This window comes from Saccharothrix coeruleofusca (assembly GCF_017876325.1).
GTDB classification, from domain to species: Bacteria; Actinomycetota; Actinomycetes; order Mycobacteriales; family Pseudonocardiaceae; genus Actinosynnema; species Actinosynnema coeruleofuscum.
Window position 1 is genome coordinate 2,470,574 of sequence record NZ_JAGINV010000001.1, and the last position, 24,331, is coordinate 2,494,904.

Genomic DNA, 24,331 nt, shown 5'->3' on the forward strand with positions numbered 1-24,331 from the left:
GATTCGACTGTAACGTTGTTAGACCCGCTGGCTTAACGATTCATGTATATAACGTCACTGTAGTGAGTGCAAGGTCCGTCTTATAGCCTTGTTACATGAGCTCCACGAACCGCAGGTCGACGCGGCAGCTGATCCTCGACGTCACCGCCGAGCTGTTGGAACGCCTGGGGGCCGAGGTGGTCTCCATCCGCGACGTGTGCCAGGCCGCGGAGGTCACCGCGCCGACCGTCTACCACCACTTCGGTGACAAGAAGGGGCTGTTCGAGGCGGTGGCGACCGAGGGGTTCGACCGCTACCTGGCGAACAAGCGCAGCCACGGGCCGTCCGAGGACCCGATGGAGGACCTGCGGCGCGGCTGGCAGAACCACGTGGAGTTCGGCCTCGCCCACCCGGCGTTCTACGGTCTGATGTTCGGCGCCGGCCGCACCACGCGGCACCCCGCGGCCAAGGAGGGCGACGAGATCCTGCAGGCGATCCTGGCGCGACTGGCGGAGCAGGGGCGCCTGCGCGTGCTGCCGGAGCAGGCCGCGCGGACCATCCACGCCGCCGCCGTCGGCACGACCTCGCTGTTGATCTCCGATCCGGGGGCGCCGGGCAACGAGGGGCTGTCGGATCGCACGCGCGACGCGGTGTTCGCCGCGGTCACCACCCAGGAGCCCGCCGCGGGTGACCCGCTGGGCGAACAGGCGCGCACGTTGCTGGCCACGCTGGCGGCCCGCCATGGCGAGGTCCCGCTGACACCGGGCGAGCTGGGGATCTTCCTGGAGCTGCTGCGGAAGCTGGGCTGATCAGCAGGTCGGCCAAGCGGCGCGCACCGCGGCCAACGCCTCCTCGTCGCTCGCCCCCAGGTCACGGGCCGCGCGGGCGAACCGGTCGGCCGCCTCCCGCAGCAGGACGCCGCGGTCCGCCGGGACCACCGCGTCGGAGACGACCGTGCCCCTGGTCCCCGCCGTGGTCACCCGCCCCTCGGACTCCAGCAGCCGGTACACCCGCGCGACGGTGCCGGGGGCGAGCCCGAGGTCACGGGCCAGTTGGCGGATGGGTGGCAGCCGGGTGCCGGGGGACAGGGCGCCCGCGGTGATCGCGCGGGTGATCTGGTCGTGCACCTGCCGCCACGGCGCCAGCCCGCTGTCCGGGTCGACGGTGATCCTCGGCGGTGTCACGCGGAGACGGCCCTCGTGGTGGGGCCGGGATTGGCGATCCAGACGCAGGCGATCGCGCCCGCCAGCCACGTGATCCACCCGGTGTTCGGTGCGGCCAGCACAGCCGACGCCGCGATGCCCAACCCGGTGGACACGCGTGCGCTGCGGGTGCGCAGCGCGTTGTCCACCTCGGCGCTGCCAGAGGGGGGTCTGCGCACCGCCAGCAGCACCGTCGACCACGTGACGAGGACGACCCCGGCCAGCGTCGCCAACCGCACCCACTGTCCCGTCCAGGCCAGCTGCGCCACGCCGCCCGCCGCGGCCAACCAGTACAGCGCCACTGCCCACCGGGGCGCGAAGTCGGTCACGCGCCGCTCGGCCAGCACCGCGGTGCGCCGCCCCCGCCCGCTCGGGCGCTGTGCCAGCACTTCCGCCAGGAGGCTGCCCAGCAGGACGGTGACCACGATCGTCCACGTCCCGGTGGAGCTGCTCTCGGTGAGCCGGGCGGCGTCGGCGACCGGGGGCAGGAACATGAACAGCCACGGGTACCAGAAGCGTCGTCGGCGCAGGTACCGCACGGCTTCGGCGACATCCGGCTCGTCCGGTCGGGCAACACCCCACCGACGCAGCAGGCGTGTCCCCTGACGCGGGCCCGGCCACAGCGCGACCAGCAAGGCCAGGCCGAACAGACCCAGCGCGAAGCCGGGGAGCAGCAGGTTGTCCGGGCGCACAGCCACCTCCCGAAGCTTGTACCAAGTCCACGGTACAAGCTTCGGCAAGTGCTTGTCGGGTGATGCCGCACCCGGTACCGTTCCCGATGTGTCAGGAAAACCCTGACAAGCTGGGGGTGGGTGCGATGGCGAACGCGGTGTCCCCGCTGGGGTGCTCCTTCTGCGGCAAGCGGGCCGCGGAGGTGCGGCGGATCATCGCCGGACCGGGCGTGTACATCTGCGACGGTTGCGTGGCGCTGTGCGACCAGGCGCTGGCCGAGGACCTGGGCTCGGGCGACGCGGCGACCGTGCCGGAGTGGGCGGGCATGACCGACGACGAGCTGCTGGACCACCTGCCGCGCATCGCCGCCACCGCCGAGCGGGTCGAGAACGGGCTGCGCGAGCGGGTCGCCGAGCTGCGCGGGCGCGGCGTGACGTGGACCCGGATCGGTGAGGCGCTGGGCACGACCCGGCAATCGGCCTGGGAGCGCTTCGCCCGGTCCTGAGCCGAGCGCTGCCATGGGCGCGATCATCGCGACCGGACCGGGAGACGTGGACCTGTGGGTCCGCGAGGTGATCGCACTGCTGGAGGCGGACCGGGCAGCCGAGGCGGCCACCCCGCTGCGCCGCTCCTCGACGCCCTGTCGCGAGGCCTGATCGGCGAGGGCATCCCGCTGGTCGACGCGGCCAGCGGCAACATGGCCGTCGCCGAGGCGCACTTCGCGCGGCTGCTGGGGCTGTCCTTCACCGCAGTGGTGCCGAGCCGGACCGCCGCGGATCGAGGGGATCGGCAGGCCGAGGGGGGAGCCCGCGTTCGACGCCTCGGTGGTGGACCTGGTGATCCCGGTGCCCGACGCGACAGCCGTGGCGGCGATGCGCCACCTCGGCGCGGTGCCGGGGCTGTCCGCGGGGTCGCCGCGAGGGGTGGGACCTCGAAGGACCGACGGCGGTGTCGCGGCGGTTAATCGATCGCGTCCGCCCGCCCCGCCGGTTAGCCTGGGCGCGTGATGCAGCAGCTGTTCTACCTCTGAGGACGACAACCCCTTCGGCGCCGCTCCGCCGTGCGCCGGGTTCGCCGTCCCCGCTCATCACGTCCCGAGGACTTCCCATGTCCCTTTCCCCGATCGCTCCCGCGCGCGCTGCCCACTTGAGCGCGAGCGACGTCCACCTCTCCTTCGGCGGGCGCCCCGTGCTCGCCGGGGTCGACCTCACCGCGTCCGCGGGGGACCGGCTCGCCGTCGTCGGCGAGAACGGCCGCGGCAAGACCACCCTGCTCCGGGTCCTCGCGGGCCACCTGCCCGCCGACCGGGGGCGGGTCCGCCGGGTGGGCGGCCTCGGCTTCGCCGACCAGCGGTTGCCGCTGGGCGACGAGCACACCGTCGGCCACCTGGTCGACCTCGAACTCACCGCGGTGCGCGCGGCGCTGCGCGAACTCGACATCGCCGCCGAAGCGCTGGCCGGGGGCGGACCCGGCGCCGAGAGCGCCTACGCCGAGGCGCTGGCGGTGGCGGAGCGCCTGGACGCCTGGGACGCCGACCGGCGGGTCGAGGTGTCCCTGGCCGCGCTGGGCGCGGTGGCCGACCGGTCCCGCCCGCTGGGGTCGCTGTCGGTCGGGCAGCGCCACCGGGTGCGGCTGGCGTGCCTGCTCGGCGCGGGGCACGACCTGCTCCTGCTGGACGAGCCGACCAACCACCTGGACTCGGGTGGACTGGACCACCTCACCGAACGCCTGCTGCGCCACCCCGGCGTGGTGGTGCTGGTCAGCCACGACCGCGCGCTGCTGGCCGACGTGGCCACGACCGTGCTCGACCTCGATCCCACGCACGACGGCCGTCCCCGCCTGCACGGCGGCGGCTACGCGGGCCACCTCGCCGCGCGTCGGGCCGAACGCGCCCGCTGGGAAGCGCTGCACCTGGAGCAGGTCGCCGAACGCCAACGCCTGGCCGACGACTTGGCCGCGGCGCGCGACCGCCTCCAGGACTCGTGGCGGCCGGGCAAGGGGCACGGCAAGCACACCCGCGCCACCCGCGCGCCCGCGCTGGTCCGGGCGGTGCACCGCCGCCAGGACCAGCTCGACGCGCACGAGGTGTCGGTGCCGGAGCCACCGCTGCGGTTCACGCCGCCGGTGCTGCCCGCGCACGCGGGCGACTGGCTCCTGCGGGCCGACGGGGTGGCCGTGACCGGCCGACTGCGGCCGTGCGGGGTGGTGCTGGGGACCGCTGGCAGGCTGGTGGTCGCCGGCCCCAACGGGGCGGGCAAGTCCACGCTGCTGGCCGTCGTGGCCGGGGAGGTCGCGCCGAGCGCGGGGGAGGTCGCGGTGGCGCGCGGGGCGCGCGTCGGGTGGTTGCGGCAGGAGTCCCCGCCGCCGTCCCTGCGGGTCGCGCGCGAGGTCTACGACACCGCGATCGCCCGGCTGGTGGCCTCCGGGGATCTCCCGGAGGCGGAGGCGGTGACGCTGCCCGAGCTGGGGCTGCTCGACCGGCACGACGTGGAGCGGCCGGTCGCCGAGCTGTCGGTCGGCGCGCAGCGGCGGCTGGACCTGGCGCTGGTGCTCGCCGCCCGACCGCACCTGCTGCTGCTCGACGAGCCGACCAACCACCTGTCCGCCGCACTGGTGGACGAGCTGACCGAGGCGCTGGCGGGCACCGCGGCGGCGGTCGTGCTCACCACGCACGACCGCAGGCTCCTGCGCGACACGCGTGAGTGGCCGCGGTTGTCGTTGCGCCCGCTGTGACACCGGGGTCAGTCCGCTGTGGACAGTTGCCGCCGGGTGAGTTGGCGCAGGACTAGCAGCCCGCCGATGCCGGGGGCCAGCGCGGTGAGCTTGATCGGCGTCGTCGCGCCGCTGTGGCGCAGGGTGGCGAGGACGACGAACAGGTACGCGCACCCGTGCGTCGGTCCGATCAGGGAGGACAGCGGTGGCCAGTGCACCGTGGCGAGGTTGGCCAGCAGGACGACCAGGGACGCCAGTTCCACGGCCGCCGCGATCCGCAGCGACTTCACCGTCACACCCCCGTCGTGGAGCCGGGGCGGACGATCATCAGCACGGTCACCACGGCCCACAGCAGGTTGAACACCCCGGTGTGCATGGCCAGCCGCGCGGGTGTCCGCGGGTCGGGCTCGGCGTCCGCGGCGTCGAGGTCGGCCAGCACCGCTTCCTGGCGCGGCAGCACCAGCAGCGCCAGCACGCCCGCGGCGATGGCGGTCAGCCCGATCGACACGATCAGCCAGGCGTCGCCCAGCACGCCCAGGCTGCTGGCGGTGGCGAACCCGAACACCGGGACGACGATGCCGAGCACGGCGTAGACCCGGCAGATGCGGTGCAGCACGCGCAGTGAGGTCAGGTCGCGCGACCCGTCGGAGGCCAGGACGCGGCGGGCGTGGGCGGGGAACATGCTGGCCGCCACCGCGACCGGTCCGATGGCGAGGATGGCGGCCAGCACGTGCACCGAGAGCAGGAACTTCGTCACGGACCGGGAGGCTAGCCACGTCGAGACCCCACAGGTATTGGCAGAACTGCCATGTTTCGCTTGATTCTCGCCAGTGCCCCCACCAGGGTGGCAGAAAGCCAGAACCCGCTCACTGCCCTTGGCCGGAATCAGGCGCACCCCTACCGTGTAGCCATGCACACCGTGGCGGTCCTGGCCCTGGACGGGGTCATCCCCTTCGACCTGTCCACCCCCATCGAGGTGTTCACGCGCGCCAGGTTGCCCGACGGCCGCCCCGCCTACCGCCTGCGGGTCTGCGCCGCCACCCGCACCGTCGACGCGGGCCAGTTCGTGCTGCAGGCGCGGTGGGGTCTGGAGGCGCTGGCCGACGCGGACACGATCATCCTGCCCGGCTGCTCCGACGTCACCGCCCCGGTTCCGGACGAGGTCGTCGACGCGCTGCGCCAGGCCGCGGCGCGAGGCACCCGCATCGCCTCGATCTGCTCGGGCGCGTTCGTCCTGGCCGCCACCGGCCTGCTCGACGGCCTGCGCGCCACCACCCACTGGCTGGCCGCGGCCGCGTTCGCCCAGCGCTACCCCGCGGTGGAGGTGGACCCGGACGTGCTCTACGTCGACAACGGCCAGTTCCTCACCTCGGCGGGCGCCGCGGCGGGGCTGGACCTGTGCCTGCACCTGATCCGCGGCGACCACGGCTCCGCGGTCGCCGCGGACGCCGCGCGCCTGTCGGTCATGCCCCTGGAGCGGGAGGGCGGGCAGGCGCAGTTCGTCGTCCACGACCAGCCGCCCACGCCGCGCGGCTCGGCGCTGGAGCCGGTGCTGCGCTGGATGGAGGACAACTGCGCGGAGGACCTCGTGCTGGAGGACATCGCCGCGCGCGCGGGCATGAGCACCCGCACCCTCAACCGCCGCTTCCGCGAGCAGACCGGCACCACGCCGCTGCAGTGGCTGCTGCGCACCCGCATCCGCCGGGCGCAGCACCTGCTGGAGGCCACCAGCCAGCCGGTGGACCGGATCGCGAGCCGGGTGGGCTTCGGCTCGCCCACCGCTTTCCGCGACCGGTTCAAGCGGGTCGTCGGCACCAGTCCGGGCGCCTACCGCGCCGCCTTCCGCGGCCGCGAGCGCGATGCGCGCAGCGCCTGACCCCCCTCCCCTTGCCCCATGCCCGTCGGCAAGTACTACCCGCAGCCCCGCAGGGGGCCGCTGACCACCACCCGGCGACCCGAACGCTCGGTTCGCGCCTGGGCGCGGGTCAGCGGCGGGTGAGCACCAGGGGGCCGTCCTCGGTGATCGCCACCGTGTGCTCGGAGTGTGCCGTGCGCGAGCCGTCGGCGGACCGGATGGTCCAGCCGTCCGGGTCGAAGACGATCCGGTCGGTGGAGCGGGCCAGCCAGGGCTCGATGGCCAGGGTCAGTCCCGGCCGCAGCGTCAGGCCGCGTCCGGCGGGCCCCTTGTTGGGCACGTGCGGCGGCTCGTGCATGGTCCGGCCCAGCCCGTGCCCGCCGAACTCGGTGTTGACCCGGTAGCCGCGCTCGTGCGCGACCGCCCCGATCGCCGCGGAGATGTCACCCAGCCGGTTGCCCGGCTGGGCCGCCTCGACGGCCGCCCGCAGCGCGTCCTCGGTGGTCCGGATCAGGTGCAGGTCCTCCTCGGCCGGGGTGCCCACGACGATGCTCACCGCCGAGTCCGCCACCCAGCCGTCGATGGCCACCGCGATGTCCATGCTGAGCAGGTCGCCGTCGCGCAGCACGTAGTCGTGGGGCAGTCCGTGCAGCACCGCGTCGTTGACCGACAGGCAGATGACGTTGCGGAACGGCCCGTTGCCGAACTCGGGGGCGTAGTCCCAGTAGCAGGACTCGGCCCCGCGCTCCCGGATCATGCGGCGGGCGTGGTGCTCCAGGTCGAGCAGGTTCACCCCGACGTCCGCGAGATCGCTGAGCTCGGACAGGACGTGGGCGACGAACTGCCCGGTGACGTGCATCCGCTCGATCTCCGCGGGTGACTTCAACTCGATCACGACTTCTCCTCCACTTGATCGGTATAATAATACCGAATCGCGGTGGCCCTCCTGCGGCACCCCGCCCTTCAGGAGCACCGCACGCCTGCGGCTGCCGGGTGAACCATTCGAGTGGTGCGGTCCTCGTTGCCGGGCCCGCGCCAGGGGTGCGGTGGACAGTGTGCGGATGGCGAGGCGGGAGAGCAGGCTCGATCCGGACGCGGGGCCGCTTCAGGCGTTCGCGCACGGGTTGCGGGAACTGCGCTACCGCGCGGGGGAACCGTCGTACCGGGACCTGGCCCGGAAGGCGTTCGTGTCCGCGGGAGCGCTGTCCGAGGCGGCGGGCGGCAAGAAGCTGCCCGGTCTGGCGACCACGCTGGCCTACGTGCGGGCGTGCGGCGGCGACGAGCGGGAGTGGGAGCAGCGCTGGCTGCGGGTGAAGTCGCGGCTGGCGGGAGTGCGCCGCAGCGACCCGCTGGCCGAGGGCGACCCGGCGAAGGTCGGTCCCTTCCGGCTGGAGGGCAGGCTGGGCGCGGGCGCGGCGGGCCGGGTCTACCTCGGCCGCACACCGGCCGGGCGTCCCGTCGCGGTCAAGGTCATCCACCCCGAGCTGGCCGACGACCCGCTGTTCCGCCGCCGGTTCGCTCGCGAGGTGGAAGCGGCGCGGCGGGTGCACGGGCTGTACGTGGCCGCGCTGGTGGACGCCGACCCCGACGCGACGCGGCCGTGGCTGGCCACCGCCTACATCCCCGGTCCCACGCTCCGCGCGGCCGTGGCGGAGCACGGCCCGCTGCCCGTGGACAGCCTCCTGCCGCTGGCGGCCGGGATGGCCGAAGCCCTCGAAGCGATCTTCGCCGCGGGCCTGGTGCACCGCGACCTCAAACCCGCCAACGTGCTGCTGGCCGAAGGGGGACCGCGGATCATCGACTTCGGCATCGCCCGCGCGCTCGACCGCACCCAGCTGACCCGCACCGGTACGGGCGTCGGCACTCCGGGATTCATCGCGCCCGAGCAGGTCCGCGGTCTGCCCGCGGGCCCCGAGGCGGACGTGTTCGCCCTCGGCGGCGTGCTGGCCTACGCCGCCACCGGCCGCCCGCCGTTCGGCGACGGCCCCGCCGAGTCGGTGCTCTACCGCCTGGTCCACGAGCCGCCCGCGCTGGAGGGCCTGCCGTCGCGGCTGCGCGAGGTCGTCGAGGCGTGCCTGGACAAGGACCCGGCCCGGCGTCCACCGCCCGCACAGGTCATCGGGCACTGCCGCGGCGACGACGCCCCCTCCGGGTGGTTGCCGCCCGCGCTGGCCGCGGAAGTCACCGAGCGCGCCGAGGCAGCGGCCAGCGCCGAGCCGCGGGCCGGGCGGCGGAGGGCGGTCGTCACGGCGGTCGCCGCCGCCGTCGCGCTGGTGGCGGCGTTCCTCGTCGGCACCAGCGTGGGCACCGGCGGGGACGGCGCCTTGCGACTGCACCGCGACACGGTGCCCGCGCACGTCGACCTGACCGCCCTGGGCGTCCTCGACTGGGTGCACTGGGGCCACCTCGACTCCGACGAGGGCCGCACCGAGGAGTACGTCGGTGACTACGTCGACCGGGAGTGCCACTACAACCTGCACTGCGTCAACCGGAAACGCGGGGCGAACCACATCGGCGACTACACGCCCATCGGCAACACCGCGCCGTTCCGGTTGCGCCACCGGGACGCCGCGACGGATTTCTCCTGGCGTGACGGCGAACCCACCCCAATCGCGTCGGACGTGAAATCGCTGGAGTACGCGGGAATGCGCGGGAACGGTTTCCGGCTGACCGCACCGGCCGATCGCGCGGAGCGCGAGCTGACCGTCTACCTCGCCGTTTACCAGGGGAAGGCGAAGTGCGCCGGATCGCTGAGCGACGGCAGCGCCGACGCGGTGGAGGACGACACGCTGAACACGTTCGGCACCTTCAACACGGGCCGCTTCGCGACCTGCTCCTTCCGCTACCGGGCAGGTCGCGACGGTCAGCGGCTCGCGGTGGAGCTGGTCCTGGTCGAGGACATCGGCGGCGGGAACGTGGCGCTCCTCGCGGCCACCCTGCGCTGAACCGCGTGCTGAACCACGTGCTGAACAGTGCGCTGAACAATCCCGAACGCCCCCGGTTGTTCAAATTCGGGTCCGCGGTCGCGAGCGCGGGTTAGAACGGTGTCGCGTTCCGTTCTGACCACGATGGCGAAAGGTGTGGATCGCGATGTTCCGGAAAATCCTCGAAGTCCTGCCCCTGGTGGCGCTGGTGTCGGTCTGCGCCGCACCGGCGGCTGTGGCCGCCCCCGGCGACTACGACGCCGACCCGGCGGGTGGCGGCTGCCAGTACGTTCCCAACGGCGCCCTCGGCGGCGGTGACCTGCTCAACGTCCTGTTCCGGATCAGGACCAGCGGAACCGTTCCGCCGCGCCTGGTCGAGGTGCGGGGAACCAGCGACACGGGCCTGTTCACCGAGTTCAGGTCCGGCTGGGGCGGATCGGGGTACACCGCCGCCCAGTTCACGCTCCGGGCAGGCGACTTCGGCCGCTTCCACGTGATCACCATCGTCGTCGACCCCGACGACGAGTTCGCCGAGACCGACGAGGCCAACAACCGCGTCACGGCCCGGCTCACCCTGCCGAGCCCGCGCCCGACCAGCACGATCGCGCCGCTGCCCTGCACGATCGTCCGCGGCGCCTGACCACTCGCCTCGGCGGGCCCCGATGGGCCGGGGGATCGCCCATCGGGGCCCTGGGGAGGACTGCCCGGCGCGGGTGCTCGTGCGCCGGGCGGCTCCCGGCTACAGCGTCAGGCTCCAGCTGTCCACGTCGCCCTTGGCCAGCCAGATGAGGCTGTTCACGCGCAGCTGCCACGTGCCTTCGCGGGTCTCGCGGGACAGGTCGACGGTGTAGGAGGCGCTGTCGTCGGTCCCGGTGCTCTGCCGCTGGGTCTCCAGGCGGTAGGTCGTGCCGTCCGGCGCGATCAGGTCCATGCGCAGGTAGGAGATCGACAGGTTCTTGAGGGTCACGTCGACGCGCGAGGTCGACCGGGCGTTGTCCTCGCAGCCGGAGACCTCGACGGGCAGGGTGACCACGGTGCCGCCGGGCAGGGGGGTGTCGGTGTCGACCCGCGTGACGCACTCGGTGGACGGCTCGGGGACCGGCGCGTAGGGCGCGGCGGCCTTGTGCGCCGAGTGCAGCAGCATGGGCAGCGCCTTGGGCCAGAAGAAGGTCTCCTGGCAGGAGTAGGCGGGGAAGAAGCCGCCGCACTCCTGGTCGGGCTGTCCGCCCATCTCCCACACGTAGGAGGCCACGCCGAGGTCGTCGTAGACCCAGTCGTCGGTGGTGCCCGAGGCGGAGTAGAGCACCTGGCCGGACTGCCCGTACTGCCAGTCCGCACCGGCCATCTCGGCCAGCTCCTGGGCGTGCTGCCGCAGCGCCGCGTCGTTGCCCGCCCGCTGCTCGATCACCCCGCCGGTCCACGGGAACAGCACGAGGTTGCCGTAGCTGTGCAGCGACAGCACCATGCCCGCGGTGTCGGTGGGCGCGGCCTGGGTCCGCTCCGGTGCGCGGCGGTCGGGGTACAGCGACCGCCACAGCCCCTGCAGCGCCCTGGTCTCCGGCTCCGAGTCCGGGGCGGTGCCCCGGTAGGTCTGCCTGCACTCGTAGTACGAGATGTTCTGGGCCGATTCCCAGTTCGAACTGGTGTTGCGGTTGAGGTCGACCCCGTAGTGGCTGTCGGACCTGGCTTCGCACCGGGAACCCTCGTCCCTGCCGTTCTTGCGGTGGGAGTGCGGCGCGTCACCGCCCACCTCGACGTAGTCGACGCCGTCGGGGTTGGCGACGGGGACCACCCAGAACTCGGTGCTCTCGAGCAGCGCGGTGACCTCGGGGTCGGTGCCGTGCCCCTGGACGAGGTGGTCGATCCAGCGCCAGGCGGTCTCGCCGGTGGTCAGCTCGCGGGCGTGCAGTTGGCCCATGACGAAGAAGCGGGGCTTGGGCGCGTCGGGGGACAGCGCGCAGTCACCGGGCCGCTTGGCGGTGATGCAGATGGCGCGCAGGTCGTGACCGCCCCGGTTCTGGGTCTTCAGCCACGAGTCGCCGTAGTCGACCACGGTCGCCAGGTCCGGGTGCTCGCGGGCGACCTGGTCCAGGTGCTGGTAGTGGGCGTTGACGGTGTGGTAGCCACCGTAGAAGGTGTCCGCGGCGGCTTGGGCGGCCTGCGGCGGCTCGGGCAGCACCTGGTCCACGGTGGCCTTGAAGCCCGCCCGTTCGAGCGCGGTCCGGGTGCCGGCGTCGCCCAGCACGAACAGGCTGTCGCCGTCGCGGTGCTCCATCACGTCGAAGCCCTGCTCGAACAGGGCCTGCTCGCTGCCGAGCGGGGCGTGCACCTCGTACAGGACCGAGCTCTCGTCCGGCGTCGCCGTGGCCGGGACGGCGGCGGGCAGCAGTGCCAAGGCGCTGAACAGGACGAGCGCCCGGTGTCGTTTGCGTGTCATCCGTGCTTCCTCAGTCGGGGGAGGACCAACACTGACGACTTTTCCAGGGCGCGGCGAAACGGGACGGGGACTGTCGATGTCGACAGGAATCCTGCCTCGAAGTGCCGCCGGGTGACCCGATCGGACAGCGGACTGGTCGCGGCGCGCCCGCGCTCCCGGCGGGTCTAGCGCGGCAGCGGACGGCGTCCGGCGAAGCCCACGTCCGCGCGGTGGTACCAGCTCAGCTCGGCGTCGCCCTCCAGCCAGCACAGCAGCACGTCCGCGCCGTCCAGCTCCGAGGGGAAGTCCACCAGCAGCGGGGCGAAGCCCTTCAACTCGGCGCCGGTGGCCTGCACCGCCGTCATCAGGTCGTCCAGCCTGGCCTGCGCCGCCTTCAGCTCGGGCAGCCCGCCCAGCGGGCTGGGCGTCCCGGAGCCCAGCGCCGCGGCCAGTTCGGCGGCGTCGGCCCGCACGGCCACGATCTCCGCCAGCACCGGCCGCAGCCGAGCCAGCTCCTCGCGCGCCTCGGACAGGCTGAACAGCGCCACGCCGCCACCTCGCTGATTCCTCCGCCGCGCGCCCGCCGCTGGTGCGGCGAACGGTGCGACGAGATCCCGACACCGATCAGTCCTACCGGGACGGTCGTGGTCGAGTGCGCTGCCCGGTGCGGTCACGCTACCCCGACCACGTCCACTGGGTCCTCTCGACCCTCGAAACTATCGGAACAGAACTCGACAGCAGGGTGTGCCAAGGGGCTGTGATCGCCTCATCGGAGTCCATCAACGGCCGCCTTAGGGGCGGAGGTGGGGCGATCGGAGGCTCGAAGTGCTCGCTGTTCACGCACGTGAACAGCGAGGGATATGACTGCGTGGCGAACCGCGGCCTTCGACGTGTCCCGGTGACTGGTGGTCACTGGTCATCGAAAGTCATAGGCTCGAAGACCGATAGTTTAGAAGCGGTGGACGCGCGGACAGGGGTCAGCATGAGCACATCGCTCGAACCGGGCGCGAGCAGGGGGACCTCGTCCATCGCGTCCATCGCCGCCGAGGCGGGTGTGTCGGTGCCGACCGTGTCCAAGGTGCTCAACGGCAGGCCCGACGTGGCCCCCGACACCCGCGCGCGGGTGGAGAACGTCATCGAGCAGCACCGCTACCAGCGGCGGCGGGCGCGCCGGTCGTCCCGACCCGCGCTGGTCGAGGTCGTCTTCCACGAACTGCACTCGGCGTGGGCGACCGAGATCATCCGCGGCGTCGAGCAGGCCGCCGCCGCCGAGCGCGCCGCCGTGGTGCTCTCCGAGTTGCGCGACGGCCACCGCCCCCGCCGCGAGTGGTTCGAGGACCTGCTGGCCCGCCGTCCGCTGGGAGTCATCCTCGTGCTCGCCGAGTTGGACGCGGGCGAGCGCCACCAGCTGACCACGCGCAGCACCCCGTTCGTCGTCGTGGACACCGCGGGGGAGCCACCGCCGGGAGTGCCGACCGTCGGCTCGGCCAACTGGGCGGGCGGCCTGGCCGCCACCCGGCACCTGCTGGCACTGGGACACCGCCGGATCGCGGTCGTCTCCGGCCCCACCGACGTGCTGTGCAGCCGCGCCAGGGTGGACGGCTTCCGCAGCGCGCTGGAGGACGCGGGCGTGCCGGTCGAGCCGGACTTCGTGCGGTACGGCGACTTCTACGTCAACGGCGGGTACTCGCACGGGCTGTCCCTGCTCGACCGCCCCGACCGGCCCACCGCGATCTTCGCCGGGTCGGACTTCCAGGCGCTGGGCGTCATGCGCGCGGCGCGCGAGCTGGGACTGGCCGTCCCGGACGACCTGTCGGTGGTGGGCTACGACGACCTGTCGGTCACCGAGTGGATCGGCCCGCCGCTGACCACCGTGCGCCAGCCGCTGCGCGAGATGGCGGCCACCGCGGCCCAGATGGTCTTCACCCTGGCCAGGGGCGAGCGGCCGGTCAACGAGCGGATAGACCTCGCCACCGAGCTGATCGTGCGCGAGAGCACCGGCCCGCCGCGCCGGTGAGCCGCGGTGGCCGGAGCCGGGGACGGGTCAGACCGGGGTGTGCGGGGCCGCGCCGGAATCGCCGCGCTCGCGCGCCGCGCGGGCGCGCACCCGGTCCAGCAGCAGCATGGCGGGTGAGGCCGACACGCCGTGCAGGACGATCGACCCGATCACCACCAGGCCCACGACCCGCCACAGCGCCTCCGCCTCGGCGAAGTGGCCCGCGTGCAAGGCGTAGGACACGTAGAACAGCGAGCCGATGCCGCGCACGCCGAAGAACGCGATGACGACCCGCTCGCGCGGGCCGGTCCGGCCGCCGCGCAGGCCCAGCAGACCGGCCGCGGGCCGCACCACCAGCAGGACCGCGGCGGCGACCAGCACCTCGCGCCAGTGCGTGCCCGAGAGCAGGCCGGTGGCCGCCGCGCCGCCGAGCAGGAACACCAGCAGCACGGTCAGCATCCGCTCGACCTGCTCCACGTACTGGTGCAGCACGTGGTGGTAGTCGTGACGGCGCTCGGCGGCGCGGATGGCGCACGCGCAGACGAACACCGCGACGAACCCGTAGCCCTCGACCAGTTCGGTGACCCCGTAGGCCAGGAAGGTTGCCGCCAGCGCCACGAACCCCTCCGCGTGCTCGGCCAGCCGGAGCTTCTCCGAGGGCGCGGAGAAGAACAGCTTGCCCAGCAGCCACCCCACCAGCACGCCGACACCCACGCCCGCGCCCAGCCGCCACAGCACGTCCACCGCCAGCCAGCGCGGCAGCCACAGGGCGGGCGCGGCGCCCAGCGCGGCGATGGCCACCGCGGCGTGGGTGAACGGGAAGGCCAGCCCGTCGTTGAGCCCGGCCTCGGAGGTCAGCGCGAACCGCGCCTCGTCCTCGTCGGACTCCGGGTGCTCGGCGGGCTCGGCCACCTGCACCTCGCTGGCCAGCACCGGGTCGGTGGGCGCCAGCACCGCGGCCAGCAGCACCGCGCCCGCCGCGCCCAGCCCGAGCACGGCCCAGCCCAGCACGCCGACGGCCAGCACCGACAGCGGCATGGTGATGCCCAGCAGCCGCCACGTGGTCGCCCAGCGCCGTCGGCCGACCGGCCGGTTGAGCGCCAGTCCCGCGCCCATCAGCGAGATGATCACGCACAGCTCGGTCAGGTGCAGCACCGCCGAGCCGTGCGCGAGCGGGTCCACGTCGGGCAGCGGCTCGACCAGGCCGAAGGCCAGCGCCCCCGCGCCGAGGAACACCATCGGCATCGAGATCGGGGCCCTGGCCAGCAGGCGAGGTAGCACCGCCGCTGCCAGCGTGACGAAACCCGCCCCTGCGTAGAGTGCGGGACCGGGATCCAAGGGAAGCCTCTCGACGGTGCGGGTGGTCGTATGCGTACCCCGGTCGGGTGAGAGCAAACACCCGTGCGGCTCAGTCACCTCGGTCGCGTGGACTGCGGATCCGGCCCGCTACGTGACCGGTGTGGGTGCGGACCGGCCGCCCGGTTCGGGTGCCGCCCGCGCGCCACCCGAAGAACAGGCAGGTCTCGTTCCGCAGGTGGTTCCGCGTGGTCCACCGGGCCCGCCGCGGGTCTACTGGTCGTCGGGATCGTTCCCACCGGGGGGAGCCGGCGGTGTCGTCGGCGTCGGGGCGACTGACGCCGAGGGGGATGGATGGACCCGCAACCGATCCTGCTCCGGCCGTCCTGGTTCGACGGCCGAATCGCCTCGCGGCGACCGCGGGCCGCTCGGTGGGGGGCCGCTGAGCGGCCCGCGGTGCTGCGGGGCGCGATCGTCGCGGACGAGCGCCCGGTGGCGGCGAAGCGCTACACCGCCGGGGTGCTGTCCGGGGCGGAACTGCTCCAGGACCGGTGGGGGCAACTGCTGCCGCCGGACGACCCGCTGTGGGCCTGGCCGGTCTTCGCCGCCGCGGAGCGGGCGCGCAACCGGCCGGACCACCACGGTTACGCGGCGGTCCGGCGTCAGGGCGACGTCATCGCGGTGCTGCCGATGAGCGGCTTCCGCGGACTGCGATTACCGTCCGTGCTCGGGGCGGGGGATGGCGGGTTGCCTGGCCGGGTGGACCGGGTGCTGCCGCCCATGTCGGTGCTGCTGTGCGGCAACCCGCTGGGCCGGGGCCGGGTGCTCTCCGCCGGACCGCTGCTCGAGCCGGTGGCCGACCGGCTGGTCCGCGAGGTGCTGGCGCACGCGCGCCTGCGGGAGTTCGACGTGGTGGTGTTCAAGGACTTCGCCGAACCGGACCTCGCGCCGCTGCGGCGGTCGCTGCTGCGCTCGCGGTTCTTCTTCGCGCCCGCCCCGCCCGACCTCGAACTCCGCCTCGGCCGCTTCCGCCCGCCCCGCCTGCCCGCGCCGCCGGGGACGCGGGTGGAGGTGCTCGACGACTTCCAACGGCTCCTGCCCCAGGTCGCGGACCTGCACCGGGCGGCGGCCGGGGTCGTGGACGTGCTGGACGAGGAATTCCTGCGCGTGCTGCGGCCCGTGGACGGGTTGCGCAGGAAGTTGATCGCCTGCTTCCGGGACGACCGCCTGGTGGCGTACCTGCTGTGCCTGTTCGCGGGCTCCGGCGCCACCGCCGTCCAGGTCGCGCTGGACGAGCGGGTGGTCGAGGAGGCCGGGCTGCGCGGGCTGGCCGCCGAGCTGGCCGCCGCCGAGGGGTGCGAGCGCATCCGCTTCCCCCGCGCCGCGGCGCGGGACGCGGCGCGGACGGGTGGCGAGCTGGTCGAGCAGTCGTTCGCGATCACCCACCTGAAGCCGCTGCCGCGGGCGGTGCTGCGCGGCTTGCTGCCGGGGGTGCTGTCGCGCTGATCCGCCACGCGTCACCGGACCGTCCTGTGTGGATGGTCGTCCTCCGATCGGCCGACGCAGGCGGTTCACCATCGGGGGGAGCCCCGCATATTCGATCGCCGGTGGCGCGGGTGCTGCGGCAGCATGGGGTCCCCACCGTTTCCCGAAAGGGGCCCCATGGCCGCGCCCGGACCGGGTGGTGACACCGAGAACGCCGACCGGAGTTCGCCCAGCCGCAGGACCGCGGTGCTGCTGGTACTGCGCCACTACGCCCGAGAACTGCTGCGCCACCGCAAGTTTGCGGTGCCCGCCCTGCTCATGCCCGCCCTGGGCAACACCTGCGCGTTCTACCTCGCCCCGCTCGTGGTGGCCGCGCTCGCGGGCCACCTGGCGGAGGGCGGCGACACCGACCTGACCGCGGTGCTGCCCTACGTGCTGGGCTTCGCGGGACTGCTGCTGCTGTCCGAACTCCTGTGGCGGATCGGGGTGCACTGCCTCAACCGCACCGACGGCCGCAGCATCGAGAACCTGGCGGTGGTCGGCATGGACGAGCTGCTGGCCAAGGACGCGGCGTTCTTCCACGACAACTTCGCGGGCTCGCTGACCAAGCGCGTGCTCAGCTTCGCCGCGCGGTTCGAGCAGTTCGTCGACACCCTGGCGTTCTCGGTCGTGGCCAACGTCGTGCCGCTGGTGTTCGCCTCGGTGGTGCTCTGGCGCTACGACCCGCTGCTGGTCGCCGTGCTGGTCGGCCTGATCGCGGTCACCGGGCTGGGCGTCGCGCCGCTGGTGCGCCGCCGCCAAGCGCTGGTCGACGCGCGCGAGGCGGCCATCGCCAGGGTGTCCGGCCACGTCGCGGACACCCTGGCGAACATGGAGACGGTGCGCGCCTTCGCCGCCGAGGAGCGCGAGGCCGCCGAGCACCGGGCCCGCGTGGCCGAGCAGCGCAGCCTGGCCATCCGGTCCTGGGACTACGCCAACCTGCGCATCGACAGCCTGGTCGCGCCGATGTCCGTGCTGGCCAACGCCCTGGGCCTGCTGCTGGCGGTCAGCCTGAGCGGCGGGCGGCTGGGCGTGGAAGCGGTCGTGGTGGCCTTCGCCTACTACTCCAACGCCACCAGGGTCATGTTCGAGTTCAACCAGATCTACCGCAGGCTGGAGAGCGCGCTGACCGAGGCCGCCCAGTTCACCGAGCTGCTGCTCACCCCGCCGACGGTGCTCGACCCGCCCGTCCCGAAACCGCTGAGCCCGCGCGGGGCCGACATCCGCTTCGAGCGGGTCGACTTCGCCCACCCCGGCGGGCCCGCCCTGTTCAGCGGTCTGGACCTGAGCATCCCCAGCGGCGCCAGGGTCGGCCTGGTGGGCCGCTCCGGCGGCGGCAAGAGCACGCTGACCCGGTTGCTGCTGCGGCTGATGGACGTCGACGGCGGGCGCATCCTCATCGGCGGCCAGGACATCTCCCGGCTGCGCCAGGCCGACCTGCGCAGCCTGATCGCCTACGTGCCGCAGGACCCGGCCATGTTCCACCGCACGCTGCGCGACAACATCGCCTTCGCCAAGCCGGGCGCCACCGACGCCGAGATCCGCCGCGCGGCGCTGGCCGCGCACGTCACCGAGTTCGCCGACGCGCTGCCCCGCGGTTTCGACACGTTGGTGGGCGAGCGCGGCGTCAAGCTCTCCGGCGGCCAGCGGCAGCGGGTCGCGCTGGCCCGCGCCATCCTGCGCGACGCGCCCGTCCTGCTGCTGGACGAGGCGACCAGCGCGCTGGACTCGGAGAGCGAGGTCCTGGTGCAGGAAGCGCTGTGGCGGCTGATGCGGGACCGCACCGCGGTCGTGGTGGCGCACCGGCTGAGCACGGTGGTGCGGATGGACCGGCTGGTGGTGCTCGACCAGGGCCGGATCGTCGAGCAGGGCACCCACGACGAGCTGCTGCGCGCCCAGGGCGGCTACGCCAGGTTGTGGCAGCACCAGTCCGGCGGGTTCCTCGACGACGCGGCGGACACCCCGCGCTCACCCGAGCGCGAGTCCCGCGCCCCGACACCCTGAACCGAGCGCCCGGACACCCTGAGCCGAGCGTCCGGGCACCCGGTCAGCGGTGGTCGCCCGCGTGCCCGCCGCGCCTGCGCTGCCGAGCCAGCACGCCGCGGATGACGTTGCCGGTGGGCTCGCGCAGCGCCCTGGCGATCTCCTCCACCCGGTAGCCCGCCTCCTGCAGCAGGATCGCCTTCTTCGTCCGCTCGTCGGGGATGTCGTCGAAGCCCTGCCACAGGCTCAGCCGCCGCAGCGCGAGGTCCGCCGGGTCCTGCTCGCACGAGGACAGCCCCACGATGCCCAGCGCGGGCGACTCCGCGGCGGCCAGGTGCTGCCGGTGCCACTGCTCGACCCGCCACTTGCGGTAGGCGTTGGGGAAGGCCAGCACGCACCGCCCGACGAAGTAGGTCTTCAGGCAGGCCCGCCGTCGGGCCGCCAGCCACCGCCGACCAGCGCCCGGTCGCGGAAGTCCAGCACCGCCTGGCTGACCGTGTCCTCGGCCACGGCCCGCAGGTCGTCGTGCCGCCACGCGACCGGCGGCGGTCCGGGGTAGCAGGTCGGAGGTGATCGGGTAGGCCCGGCCGTCACCCGCGGGCAGCCGCCGCAGCGCGTCGCGGTCCTCGTGGTCCCGGTTGAGCACGCGGGCCAGCAGGTCCGACAGCCACTCGACGGCGCGCACGGCGTTGTCGTCGAACGCGCGGGGTTGGTAGCTCTGCAGCGCCAGCATGCCGAACAGCCGCCGCCCGCCGTCCTTGTCCGACCGGAACAGCGGCACGGTGATCGCGTCCTCGGAGCGCCGGGTGACGTCGCCCGTCATCACCCCGGCGTTCAGCGCCGCGCCGTTGTCGTAGGCGTAGCGGTAGGTCACCCGGTGCTTGAGCAGCCACGCGGTCTGCCCGTTCGGCCCGTAGGTGTGCGACGCCGGGTCGTCGTACTTGCCGCCCTCGTAGCCGTACGGGTAGCGCACCCGGTTGGCGCCGTGCAGGAACCCGATCCAGAAGGTGTCGAACGGGACGATCTTGGCCGCGACCGCGCGCACGTAGTCGTACAGCGCGTAGTGGTTGCCCGGCGGTAACGCCACGATCTTGTGGTACGCCTCGCGCAGCACGACCGCGGTGGTGCCGTCCACTTTCAGCACGTCCGGTTTGTCCCCCGCCATCGCAGCATGGTCCCCCGCGCCGTCGGGTGGTGAGTACCCCCGACCGAGGCACCGCCGGGCGGGACCGGGCTACCGGGCGCTGCGGTGCCTGCTCTGCGCCAACCCCTCGGCCACGCCGATCAGCAGCACCGAGGCGATCACCGCGATGACGAACCCCAGCACGTTGAGCTCGAAGATGTTCCCGGTGCCGAGCAGGTTGGCGATGGTGCCCCCGATCACCGAGCCGACCAGCCCCAGCAGCAGGGTGGACAGGATGCCCAGCCGCTGCTTGCCCGGTTTGATCAGCCGCGCCAGCGCGCCGATGACCAGCCCCGCGACGATGAATCCGATCATGACAGCCTCCGTGGTGCTCATCCCTGCGCCCACGCTAAGCCCGCCGGACCGATCGTGCCCGGTCAGCGCCTGCTACCGGTCCACGCGCTCCAGCAGGAACTCCTGGTCGGCCTTGCCCGAGCAGGAGCTCTGCGTCGCCTCCGCGCCCGCGTCCACGTCGGCAGGGCCGCCCAGCACCCCGACGCACTTGCCGCTGTGCACCGGGCGCAGCACGAATCCGCCCGGCACCGGGGTGTCCACCGGCTCCAGCAGGAAGCGCTCGTGCGCCGCGCCGGTGCAGGTGCGCGGCGCGATCAGCGTCTCGTCCTCCAGCGAGGCGTCGTCCACCGACAGGCAGCCCCAGCCCTCCTGGTCGCTGCGCCACTTGATCAGGTACACCCCGGAGCCCAAGCTCTCCAGGTAGGTGTCCGGGACGAGCCCTTGGCACGGCCGCTGCACCGCCAGCGGCCGGTCGGTCCGCTGGTTGCGCTCGCGGCCCTCGCCCAGGCACAGGTCGCGGTCGGCGACGTGCGCCGGTCGCAGCCGGTACCAGCCGTCCTCGGGCAGTTCCGACCCGGTGAGCACCGCCGAGGCGGCGACCGCGCCGACCGCCGCGGCCGAGACCGCCGCGGCGACCGGCCACCAGCGCAGCCACCGACGACCGGTCGGCCGGTCGTCGGGCTCGGGCTCGGGCCGGGGGTCCTCCGGTTCGGCCGGGTCCATCGCCAGCCGCCTGCGCGCGGCCACCCACCGCTCGACGTCCTCCTCGCCCAGTCCGCACGCCCTGGTGAAGGCCACCACCAGCTGCTCCCTGGGCAGGGTCCGCCTGCCGAGCATGGTCGCGGTCGTGCTGGCGGGCAGCACCTCCCCGCGCGCCCTGGCCTTGGCCTCCACCTGGCGGTAGGTCAACCCGGACCAGACGCGTAACCGCTTGAGGGCGGCGACGTAGTCGGCGGCGCTGGTGACTTCCTCGGGCAGCGGCGGTTCGGCGTGTCGCTCCTTCACCAGGACAGCATGCACCGACCGGCGGCACCGCTTCGACATACCTGTTCGACACGCCTGCGACCAGCGCGAACATGCTCGAACAACTCCGAACGGCGGTGAGCGCCCGAGCCGGGCTATACCAGTGGCACGGTTCGGCGGAGGGGGAGCGAATGGCGTTCGAAGTTCGGCTGCTGGGGGCGGTGGAGGCGCTCGGGGACGGCGTCGCCGTGGAGTTGGGGCACGCCCGCCAGCGGTGCGTGCTGGTCGCGCTGGCGGTCGAGGCGAACCGGCCGGTGAGCTACGACCAGCTGGTGACCAGGGTGTGGGGCGACGCCCCGCCCCGGCAGCCGCGCGCCGCGCTGTACGGCTACCTGTACCGGCTGCGGCAGGTGCTGTCCGACGTGCCTGACGTGGCCTTGGCGCGGGTGCCGGGGTGCTACCGGATGGTGGTGGACCCGGACGCGGTGGACCTGCACCGGTTCGAGCGCTTGGTGGCGCGGGCCCGCCGGGCCGAGGACGACGCGCGCCGCGTCGCGCTGTACGACGAGGCGCTCGCGCTGTGGCGCGGGGAGGCGTTCACCGGCCTGGACACGCCGTGGCTGAGCACCGTGCGGATGGCGCTGGAGCAGCAGCGGTCCGTCGCCGAGGCCGACCGCACGGACGCCGCCCTGCGCCTGGGCAGGCACCAGGAGGTGCTGGCCGTGCTGACCGCGCGCACCGCCGCCCACCCGCTGGACGAGCGTTTGGCGGGCCAGCTCATGCTGGCCCTGCACGGCCTCGGCCGCACGGCCGAGGCGTTGGCGGTCTACCAGCGGGTGCGCCGCCGCCTCGCCGAGGAGCTGGGCGCCGACCCCGGCGAGGCGCTGCGCGCGGTGCACCGCCGCGTGCTTCAGACCCCGGTGCTCACCGTGACGCCCGCGCCCACCTGGCGTGCCGTGGTCACCCCGGTGACCAGGTTGCCGGTCGAGGCCACCACCAGCGCGGTGCCCGGACCCCGCTGGTAGTCCAGGCCGACGCCGGAGCCGTTGCCGCGCACGGTGTTGCCGGTCACCACGAGGTTGCCCGTGCCGTAGTTGGTCCGGGCCTGGAGGAAGGTGCCCGTGCCGCCCCCGAAGTCGAACACCCGGTTGCCGCCGATCGTGGACGCCGCCTCGCCCTGCACCGAGACCCGGATGCCCGCCTCGCCGAAGTCCTCCAGGTAGTTGTCGCTGATCGACGAGCCGTAGAGCCGCTCCGCCCACAGCGCGACCCGGCCGACGCCGTAGACGTGGTTGCCGCGCACCAGCCACCCCGCCGCGTTGTCCAGCCCGATGCCCTCGGTGCCGGAGTCCTCGATCCAGTTGTCCAGCAGCTGCCAGTCGGTGACCGAGTTGCCGGTGCCCTCCGCCCCGGCCACGTCCTCCGCGAACACCCCGCGCTGCCCGGAACCCGCGACGTGGCTGCCCACGATGCGGCCGTTGACCTGGGTGTTGGTCAGCGCGACCCGGTTGGCGGACAGGTTGGTCACCCGGATGCCGTGCCGGGTGGCCCCGCGCACCACCACGTCCTCCACGACCGTCTGCCACGACCGCAGCACGAGGGCGTCGTGCGCGGCGGGGTTGTTGTCGCGGTCGGCGTCCAGCGTCAGCGACCGGATGGTCACCGGCGCCCCGGTCCACGGCACGTCGTCGAGGTAGGAGTCGCTGGCCAGCATCGCGTCCAGGTTCGCGCCGGGGGCCTGCCGGATGACCGTGCCGGTGCGCGAGAGCCCCCGGTAGGTGCGCTCGCCCACCAGCCGGACCGTGCCGTTGATCAGGCACGTCCCGTTGAGCACCAGCTCGTCGCCGGGGGCGCTGGCGGCGACGGCGGCGTTGATCCGCTCGTCGTCGCCGGTGTTGTTCTGGCACAGCACGTCGGTCCGCGTGTCTGCCCGCGCCTGCCCGCTCACCAGGACCCCCGCGCCGATCACCGCTACGAGCAGCAGCTTCACCGGATCACCCTTGATCATGCGCACACCCTTTCCGCCGTCGGTCCGGCGAGCCTGGCGCAGTCGGATGGGGAGAATCTGGGATCGCCGTGGGAATGGCGGTGGTCACCGGCCTCGCGGCGGGCCTCGGGTAGTGCTCGCGGGTGGCTAGTTGTGGGTCACCTTCAAGTCGTAGATCTCCACCTCCCCGTAGTTGCCCTCGTCGCAGGGCGAGGAGTTGGAGCAGTTGGCCTGGGTGTAGGCGCCCGCTTTGAAGTAGGCGCCGCTGAAGCTCCTGGAGATCGTGGTCTGCAGGACGCCGTTGTAGTAGGCCTTGATCTTCTTGTCGCTGACCACGAACTTCGCCTGGAACTTCGTGCCGAGCACGTAGTCGTCGATCACGAGCTTGTGGTGCGTGTCGTCGTCGTTGGTGACGTAGAGCTTGGTGCCCTCCAGGCGGAAGACCGCCAGGTCGTCGCTGCCGCCGTGGATCTGCCCGGCCACCACGTGCGGCTTGTCCTGCGGCAGCGCGGTGATGGCCTGCTCGATCACCATCGTGTGCGTGCCCGAGGTGGACGACCAGGCCGCCTTGCTCGACCCGTTCATCTCGCGCAGCTCCGAGCGCGGGTTGCTGGAGCCGCTGGTGGTGACGCCGTTGACCGCGGCGCGGAAGCGCACCCCGTCGCACTCCGGGGTGGTGCGGAACCACGGGTCGATCGAGAAGGTGGCCAGCTCGGGCTGCTCGACGTTGGTCGGGTCCTCCTCCTCGCCGATGGGCAGCCCGATGTACCAGTTGGTCAGGTCCAGCACGTCGGCGGGGTACCGGCAGTCCCCGCCGCCACCGCCGCCGCCCCCGTCGGCCCCGTTGACGGACACCTCGGTGATGCTGGTCCAGTCGTTGGAGGTGTTGCCGTGGCCGACGATGCGCAGGTAGCGCGCCGAGCTGTCGGCGAAGTCGTGGGTTTCCGGCCGGGTGGTGGTGCCGCTGCTGCTGCGGCGCGCCACGGCCGCCCGCCAGGACGTCCCGTCGGCGGAGAGCTCGACCTCGAAGGTGTGCCGCCTGGTGTCGCCCTTGTGCCAGGCGATCGACACCGACCCGACCACCTGGGACGAGCCGAGGTCGTAGCTGATCCAGACGCCGTCGCCCTCGGCGGACCACCGGGTGCTCAGCTCACCGTCGAGGGTGTTGGCGGGGACGTTGCCGTCGTGGTCGCTCGCGCTGACGCCCACGACGGCCAGTGGACTGCCCGCGGTCGGCGCCGCCGCGTCGGCCGCGCCCGCTGATCCGAGCACGAGCGCGCCTGCCAGGGTGGTGCTGAGGATGCGTCTCATCGTCCCTCTTCCGGTTGATCGGACTCGCCGCGTG

Annotated in this window: 24 protein-coding genes; 11 read left to right on the forward strand and 13 right to left on the reverse strand. The window is 73.3% G+C overall.

What is annotated here, in order from left to right:
* The first annotated feature begins 95 nt into the window (after positions 1-95).
* Positions 96-788 (forward strand): TetR/AcrR family transcriptional regulator, encoded by a 693-nt coding sequence (locus tag JOF41_RS11345; protein ID WP_209618426.1) that lies wholly within the window; start codon positions 96-98, stop codon positions 786-788.
* On the opposite strand, the gene JOF41_RS11350 is transcribed toward JOF41_RS11345, so the two are convergent.
* Positions 789-1,163, reverse strand: coding sequence for a GntR family transcriptional regulator (locus JOF41_RS11350; RefSeq protein WP_209618428.1), 375 nt, complete (start codon positions 1,161-1,163; stop codon positions 789-791).
* Positions 1,160-1,879, reverse strand: coding sequence for a hypothetical protein (locus JOF41_RS11355; RefSeq protein WP_189223803.1), 720 nt, complete (start codon positions 1,877-1,879; stop codon positions 1,160-1,162). The genes JOF41_RS11350 and JOF41_RS11355 overlap by 4 nt, the downstream gene beginning before the upstream one ends.
* A 119-nt stretch (positions 1,880-1,998) precedes the next feature.
* Here JOF41_RS11355 and JOF41_RS37730 point away from each other — a divergent pair, with 119 nt between their 5' ends.
* The 3 genes from JOF41_RS37730 (at position 1,999) to JOF41_RS11370 (ending at position 4,586) form a co-directional block, all read left to right on the forward strand.
* Positions 1,999-2,358, forward strand: a complete 360-nt coding sequence (locus tag JOF41_RS37730; protein WP_209618430.1) for a ClpX C4-type zinc finger protein — start codon at positions 1,999-2,001, stop codon at positions 2,356-2,358.
* Positions 2,359-2,371: 13 nt separating this feature from the next.
* The gene (locus JOF41_RS11365) at positions 2,372-2,509 is read left to right on the forward strand and encodes a hypothetical protein (RefSeq protein ID WP_209618433.1); all 138 of its coding nucleotides are present in this window, start codon (positions 2,372-2,374) and stop codon (positions 2,507-2,509) included.
* 451 nt (positions 2,510-2,960) lie between these two features.
* Complete coding sequence (locus JOF41_RS11370; RefSeq protein ID WP_209618436.1) at positions 2,961-4,586, forward strand: ABC-F family ATP-binding cassette domain-containing protein; 1,626 nt, start codon at positions 2,961-2,963, stop codon at positions 4,584-4,586.
* An 8-nt stretch (positions 4,587-4,594) separates the two neighbouring features.
* Here the strand turns inward: JOF41_RS11370 and JOF41_RS11375 are convergent, their stop codons facing one another.
* Positions 4,595-4,855 carry a DUF3817 domain-containing protein gene (locus JOF41_RS11375; RefSeq protein WP_229795667.1) on the reverse strand — a complete coding sequence of 87 codons (261 nt, stop codon included), beginning with the start codon at positions 4,853-4,855 and terminating at the stop codon, positions 4,595-4,597.
* Positions 4,856-4,857: 2 nt separating this feature from the next.
* On the reverse strand, positions 4,858-5,322 hold the full coding sequence (locus JOF41_RS11380; protein ID WP_189223799.1) for a DUF2269 family protein: 465 nt from the start codon (positions 5,320-5,322) through the stop codon (positions 4,858-4,860).
* A gap of 153 nt (positions 5,323-5,475) precedes the next feature.
* On the opposite strand from JOF41_RS11380, the gene JOF41_RS11385 reads away from it, so the two are divergent.
* On the forward strand, positions 5,476-6,441 hold the full coding sequence (locus tag JOF41_RS11385) for a GlxA family transcriptional regulator (RefSeq protein ID WP_209618438.1): 966 nt from the start codon (positions 5,476-5,478) through the stop codon (positions 6,439-6,441).
* 109 nt (positions 6,442-6,550) lie between these two features.
* On the opposite strand, the gene map is transcribed toward JOF41_RS11385, so the two are convergent.
* Positions 6,551-7,315: a type I methionyl aminopeptidase gene (gene map, locus JOF41_RS11390; protein ID WP_189223797.1), complete on the reverse strand. Its 765-nt coding sequence runs from the start codon at positions 7,313-7,315 to the stop codon at positions 6,551-6,553.
* Positions 7,316-7,481: 166 nt separating this feature from the next.
* On the opposite strand from map, the gene JOF41_RS11395 reads away from it, so the two are divergent.
* A complete protein-coding gene (locus JOF41_RS11395; RefSeq protein ID WP_209618441.1) occupies positions 7,482-9,365 on the forward strand; it encodes a serine/threonine-protein kinase in 1,884 nt (627 codons plus the stop codon).
* A gap of 145 nt (positions 9,366-9,510) precedes the next feature.
* Positions 9,511-9,984 carry a hypothetical protein gene (locus JOF41_RS11400; RefSeq protein ID WP_189223796.1) on the forward strand — a complete coding sequence of 158 codons (474 nt, stop codon included), beginning with the start codon at positions 9,511-9,513 and terminating at the stop codon, positions 9,982-9,984.
* Positions 9,985-10,083: 99 nt separating this feature from the next.
* Here JOF41_RS11400 and JOF41_RS11405 read toward each other — a convergent pair whose 3' ends face one another.
* Complete coding sequence (locus tag JOF41_RS11405) at positions 10,084-11,781, reverse strand: M14 family zinc carboxypeptidase (protein ID WP_209618444.1); 1,698 nt, start codon at positions 11,779-11,781, stop codon at positions 10,084-10,086.
* A gap of 164 nt (positions 11,782-11,945) precedes the next feature.
* Positions 11,946-12,308, reverse strand: coding sequence for a DUF2203 domain-containing protein (locus JOF41_RS11410; protein ID WP_189223794.1), 363 nt, complete (start codon positions 12,306-12,308; stop codon positions 11,946-11,948).
* A 434-nt stretch (positions 12,309-12,742) separates the two neighbouring features.
* On the opposite strand from JOF41_RS11410, the gene JOF41_RS11415 reads away from it, so the two are divergent.
* Positions 12,743-13,777, forward strand: coding sequence for a LacI family DNA-binding transcriptional regulator (locus JOF41_RS11415; protein WP_189223793.1), 1,035 nt, complete (start codon positions 12,743-12,745; stop codon positions 13,775-13,777).
* Positions 13,778-13,804: 27 nt separating this feature from the next.
* Here the strand turns inward: JOF41_RS11415 and JOF41_RS11420 are convergent, their stop codons facing one another.
* On the reverse strand, positions 13,805-15,037 hold the full coding sequence (locus tag JOF41_RS11420; protein ID WP_229795663.1) for a cation:proton antiporter: 1,233 nt from the start codon (positions 15,035-15,037) through the stop codon (positions 13,805-13,807).
* A gap of 369 nt (positions 15,038-15,406) precedes the next feature.
* Between JOF41_RS11420 and JOF41_RS11425 the strand changes: the two genes are divergently transcribed.
* Entirely contained in the window at positions 15,407-16,558 is a 1,152-nt protein-coding gene (locus tag JOF41_RS11425; protein ID WP_209618446.1) for a hypothetical protein, read from the forward strand.
* 156 nt (positions 16,559-16,714) lie between these two features.
* The gene (locus JOF41_RS11430; protein WP_209618447.1) at positions 16,715-18,580 is read left to right on the forward strand and encodes an ABC transporter ATP-binding protein; all 1,866 of its coding nucleotides are present in this window, start codon (positions 16,715-16,717) and stop codon (positions 18,578-18,580) included.
* A gap of 43 nt (positions 18,581-18,623) precedes the next feature.
* On the opposite strand, the gene JOF41_RS11435 is transcribed toward JOF41_RS11430, so the two are convergent.
* The 3 genes from JOF41_RS11435 to JOF41_RS11445 all read right to left on the reverse strand — a co-directional run bounded on the left by JOF41_RS11435 (position 18,624) and on the right by JOF41_RS11445 (position 21,041).
* Positions 18,624-19,724 carry a GAF domain-containing protein gene (locus JOF41_RS11435; protein ID WP_209618449.1) on the reverse strand — a complete coding sequence of 367 codons (1,101 nt, stop codon included), beginning with the start codon at positions 19,722-19,724 and terminating at the stop codon, positions 18,624-18,626.
* Positions 19,725-19,793: 69 nt separating this feature from the next.
* On the reverse strand, positions 19,794-20,057 hold the full coding sequence (locus tag JOF41_RS11440; RefSeq protein WP_189223788.1) for a GlsB/YeaQ/YmgE family stress response membrane protein: 264 nt from the start codon (positions 20,055-20,057) through the stop codon (positions 19,794-19,796).
* Between the two features lie 72 nt (positions 20,058-20,129).
* The gene (locus tag JOF41_RS11445) at positions 20,130-21,041 is read right to left on the reverse strand and encodes an XRE family transcriptional regulator (RefSeq protein WP_209618451.1); all 912 of its coding nucleotides are present in this window, start codon (positions 21,039-21,041) and stop codon (positions 20,130-20,132) included.
* Positions 21,042-21,190: 149 nt separating this feature from the next.
* On the opposite strand from JOF41_RS11445, the gene JOF41_RS11450 reads away from it, so the two are divergent.
* Complete coding sequence (locus JOF41_RS11450; protein WP_189223786.1) at positions 21,191-22,024, forward strand: AfsR/SARP family transcriptional regulator; 834 nt, start codon at positions 21,191-21,193, stop codon at positions 22,022-22,024.
* Here the strand turns inward: JOF41_RS11450 and JOF41_RS11455 are convergent.
* Positions 21,910-23,007 (reverse strand): right-handed parallel beta-helix repeat-containing protein, encoded by a 1,098-nt coding sequence (locus tag JOF41_RS11455; RefSeq protein ID WP_189223785.1) that lies wholly within the window; start codon positions 23,005-23,007, stop codon positions 21,910-21,912. The two genes, JOF41_RS11450 and JOF41_RS11455, sit on opposite strands and share 115 nt — an antisense overlap.
* A gap of 126 nt (positions 23,008-23,133) precedes the next feature.
* On the reverse strand, positions 23,134-24,297 hold the full coding sequence (locus JOF41_RS11460) for a polysaccharide lyase family 7 protein (protein WP_189223784.1): 1,164 nt from the start codon (positions 24,295-24,297) through the stop codon (positions 23,134-23,136).
* Positions 24,298-24,331: the final 34 nt, after the last annotated feature.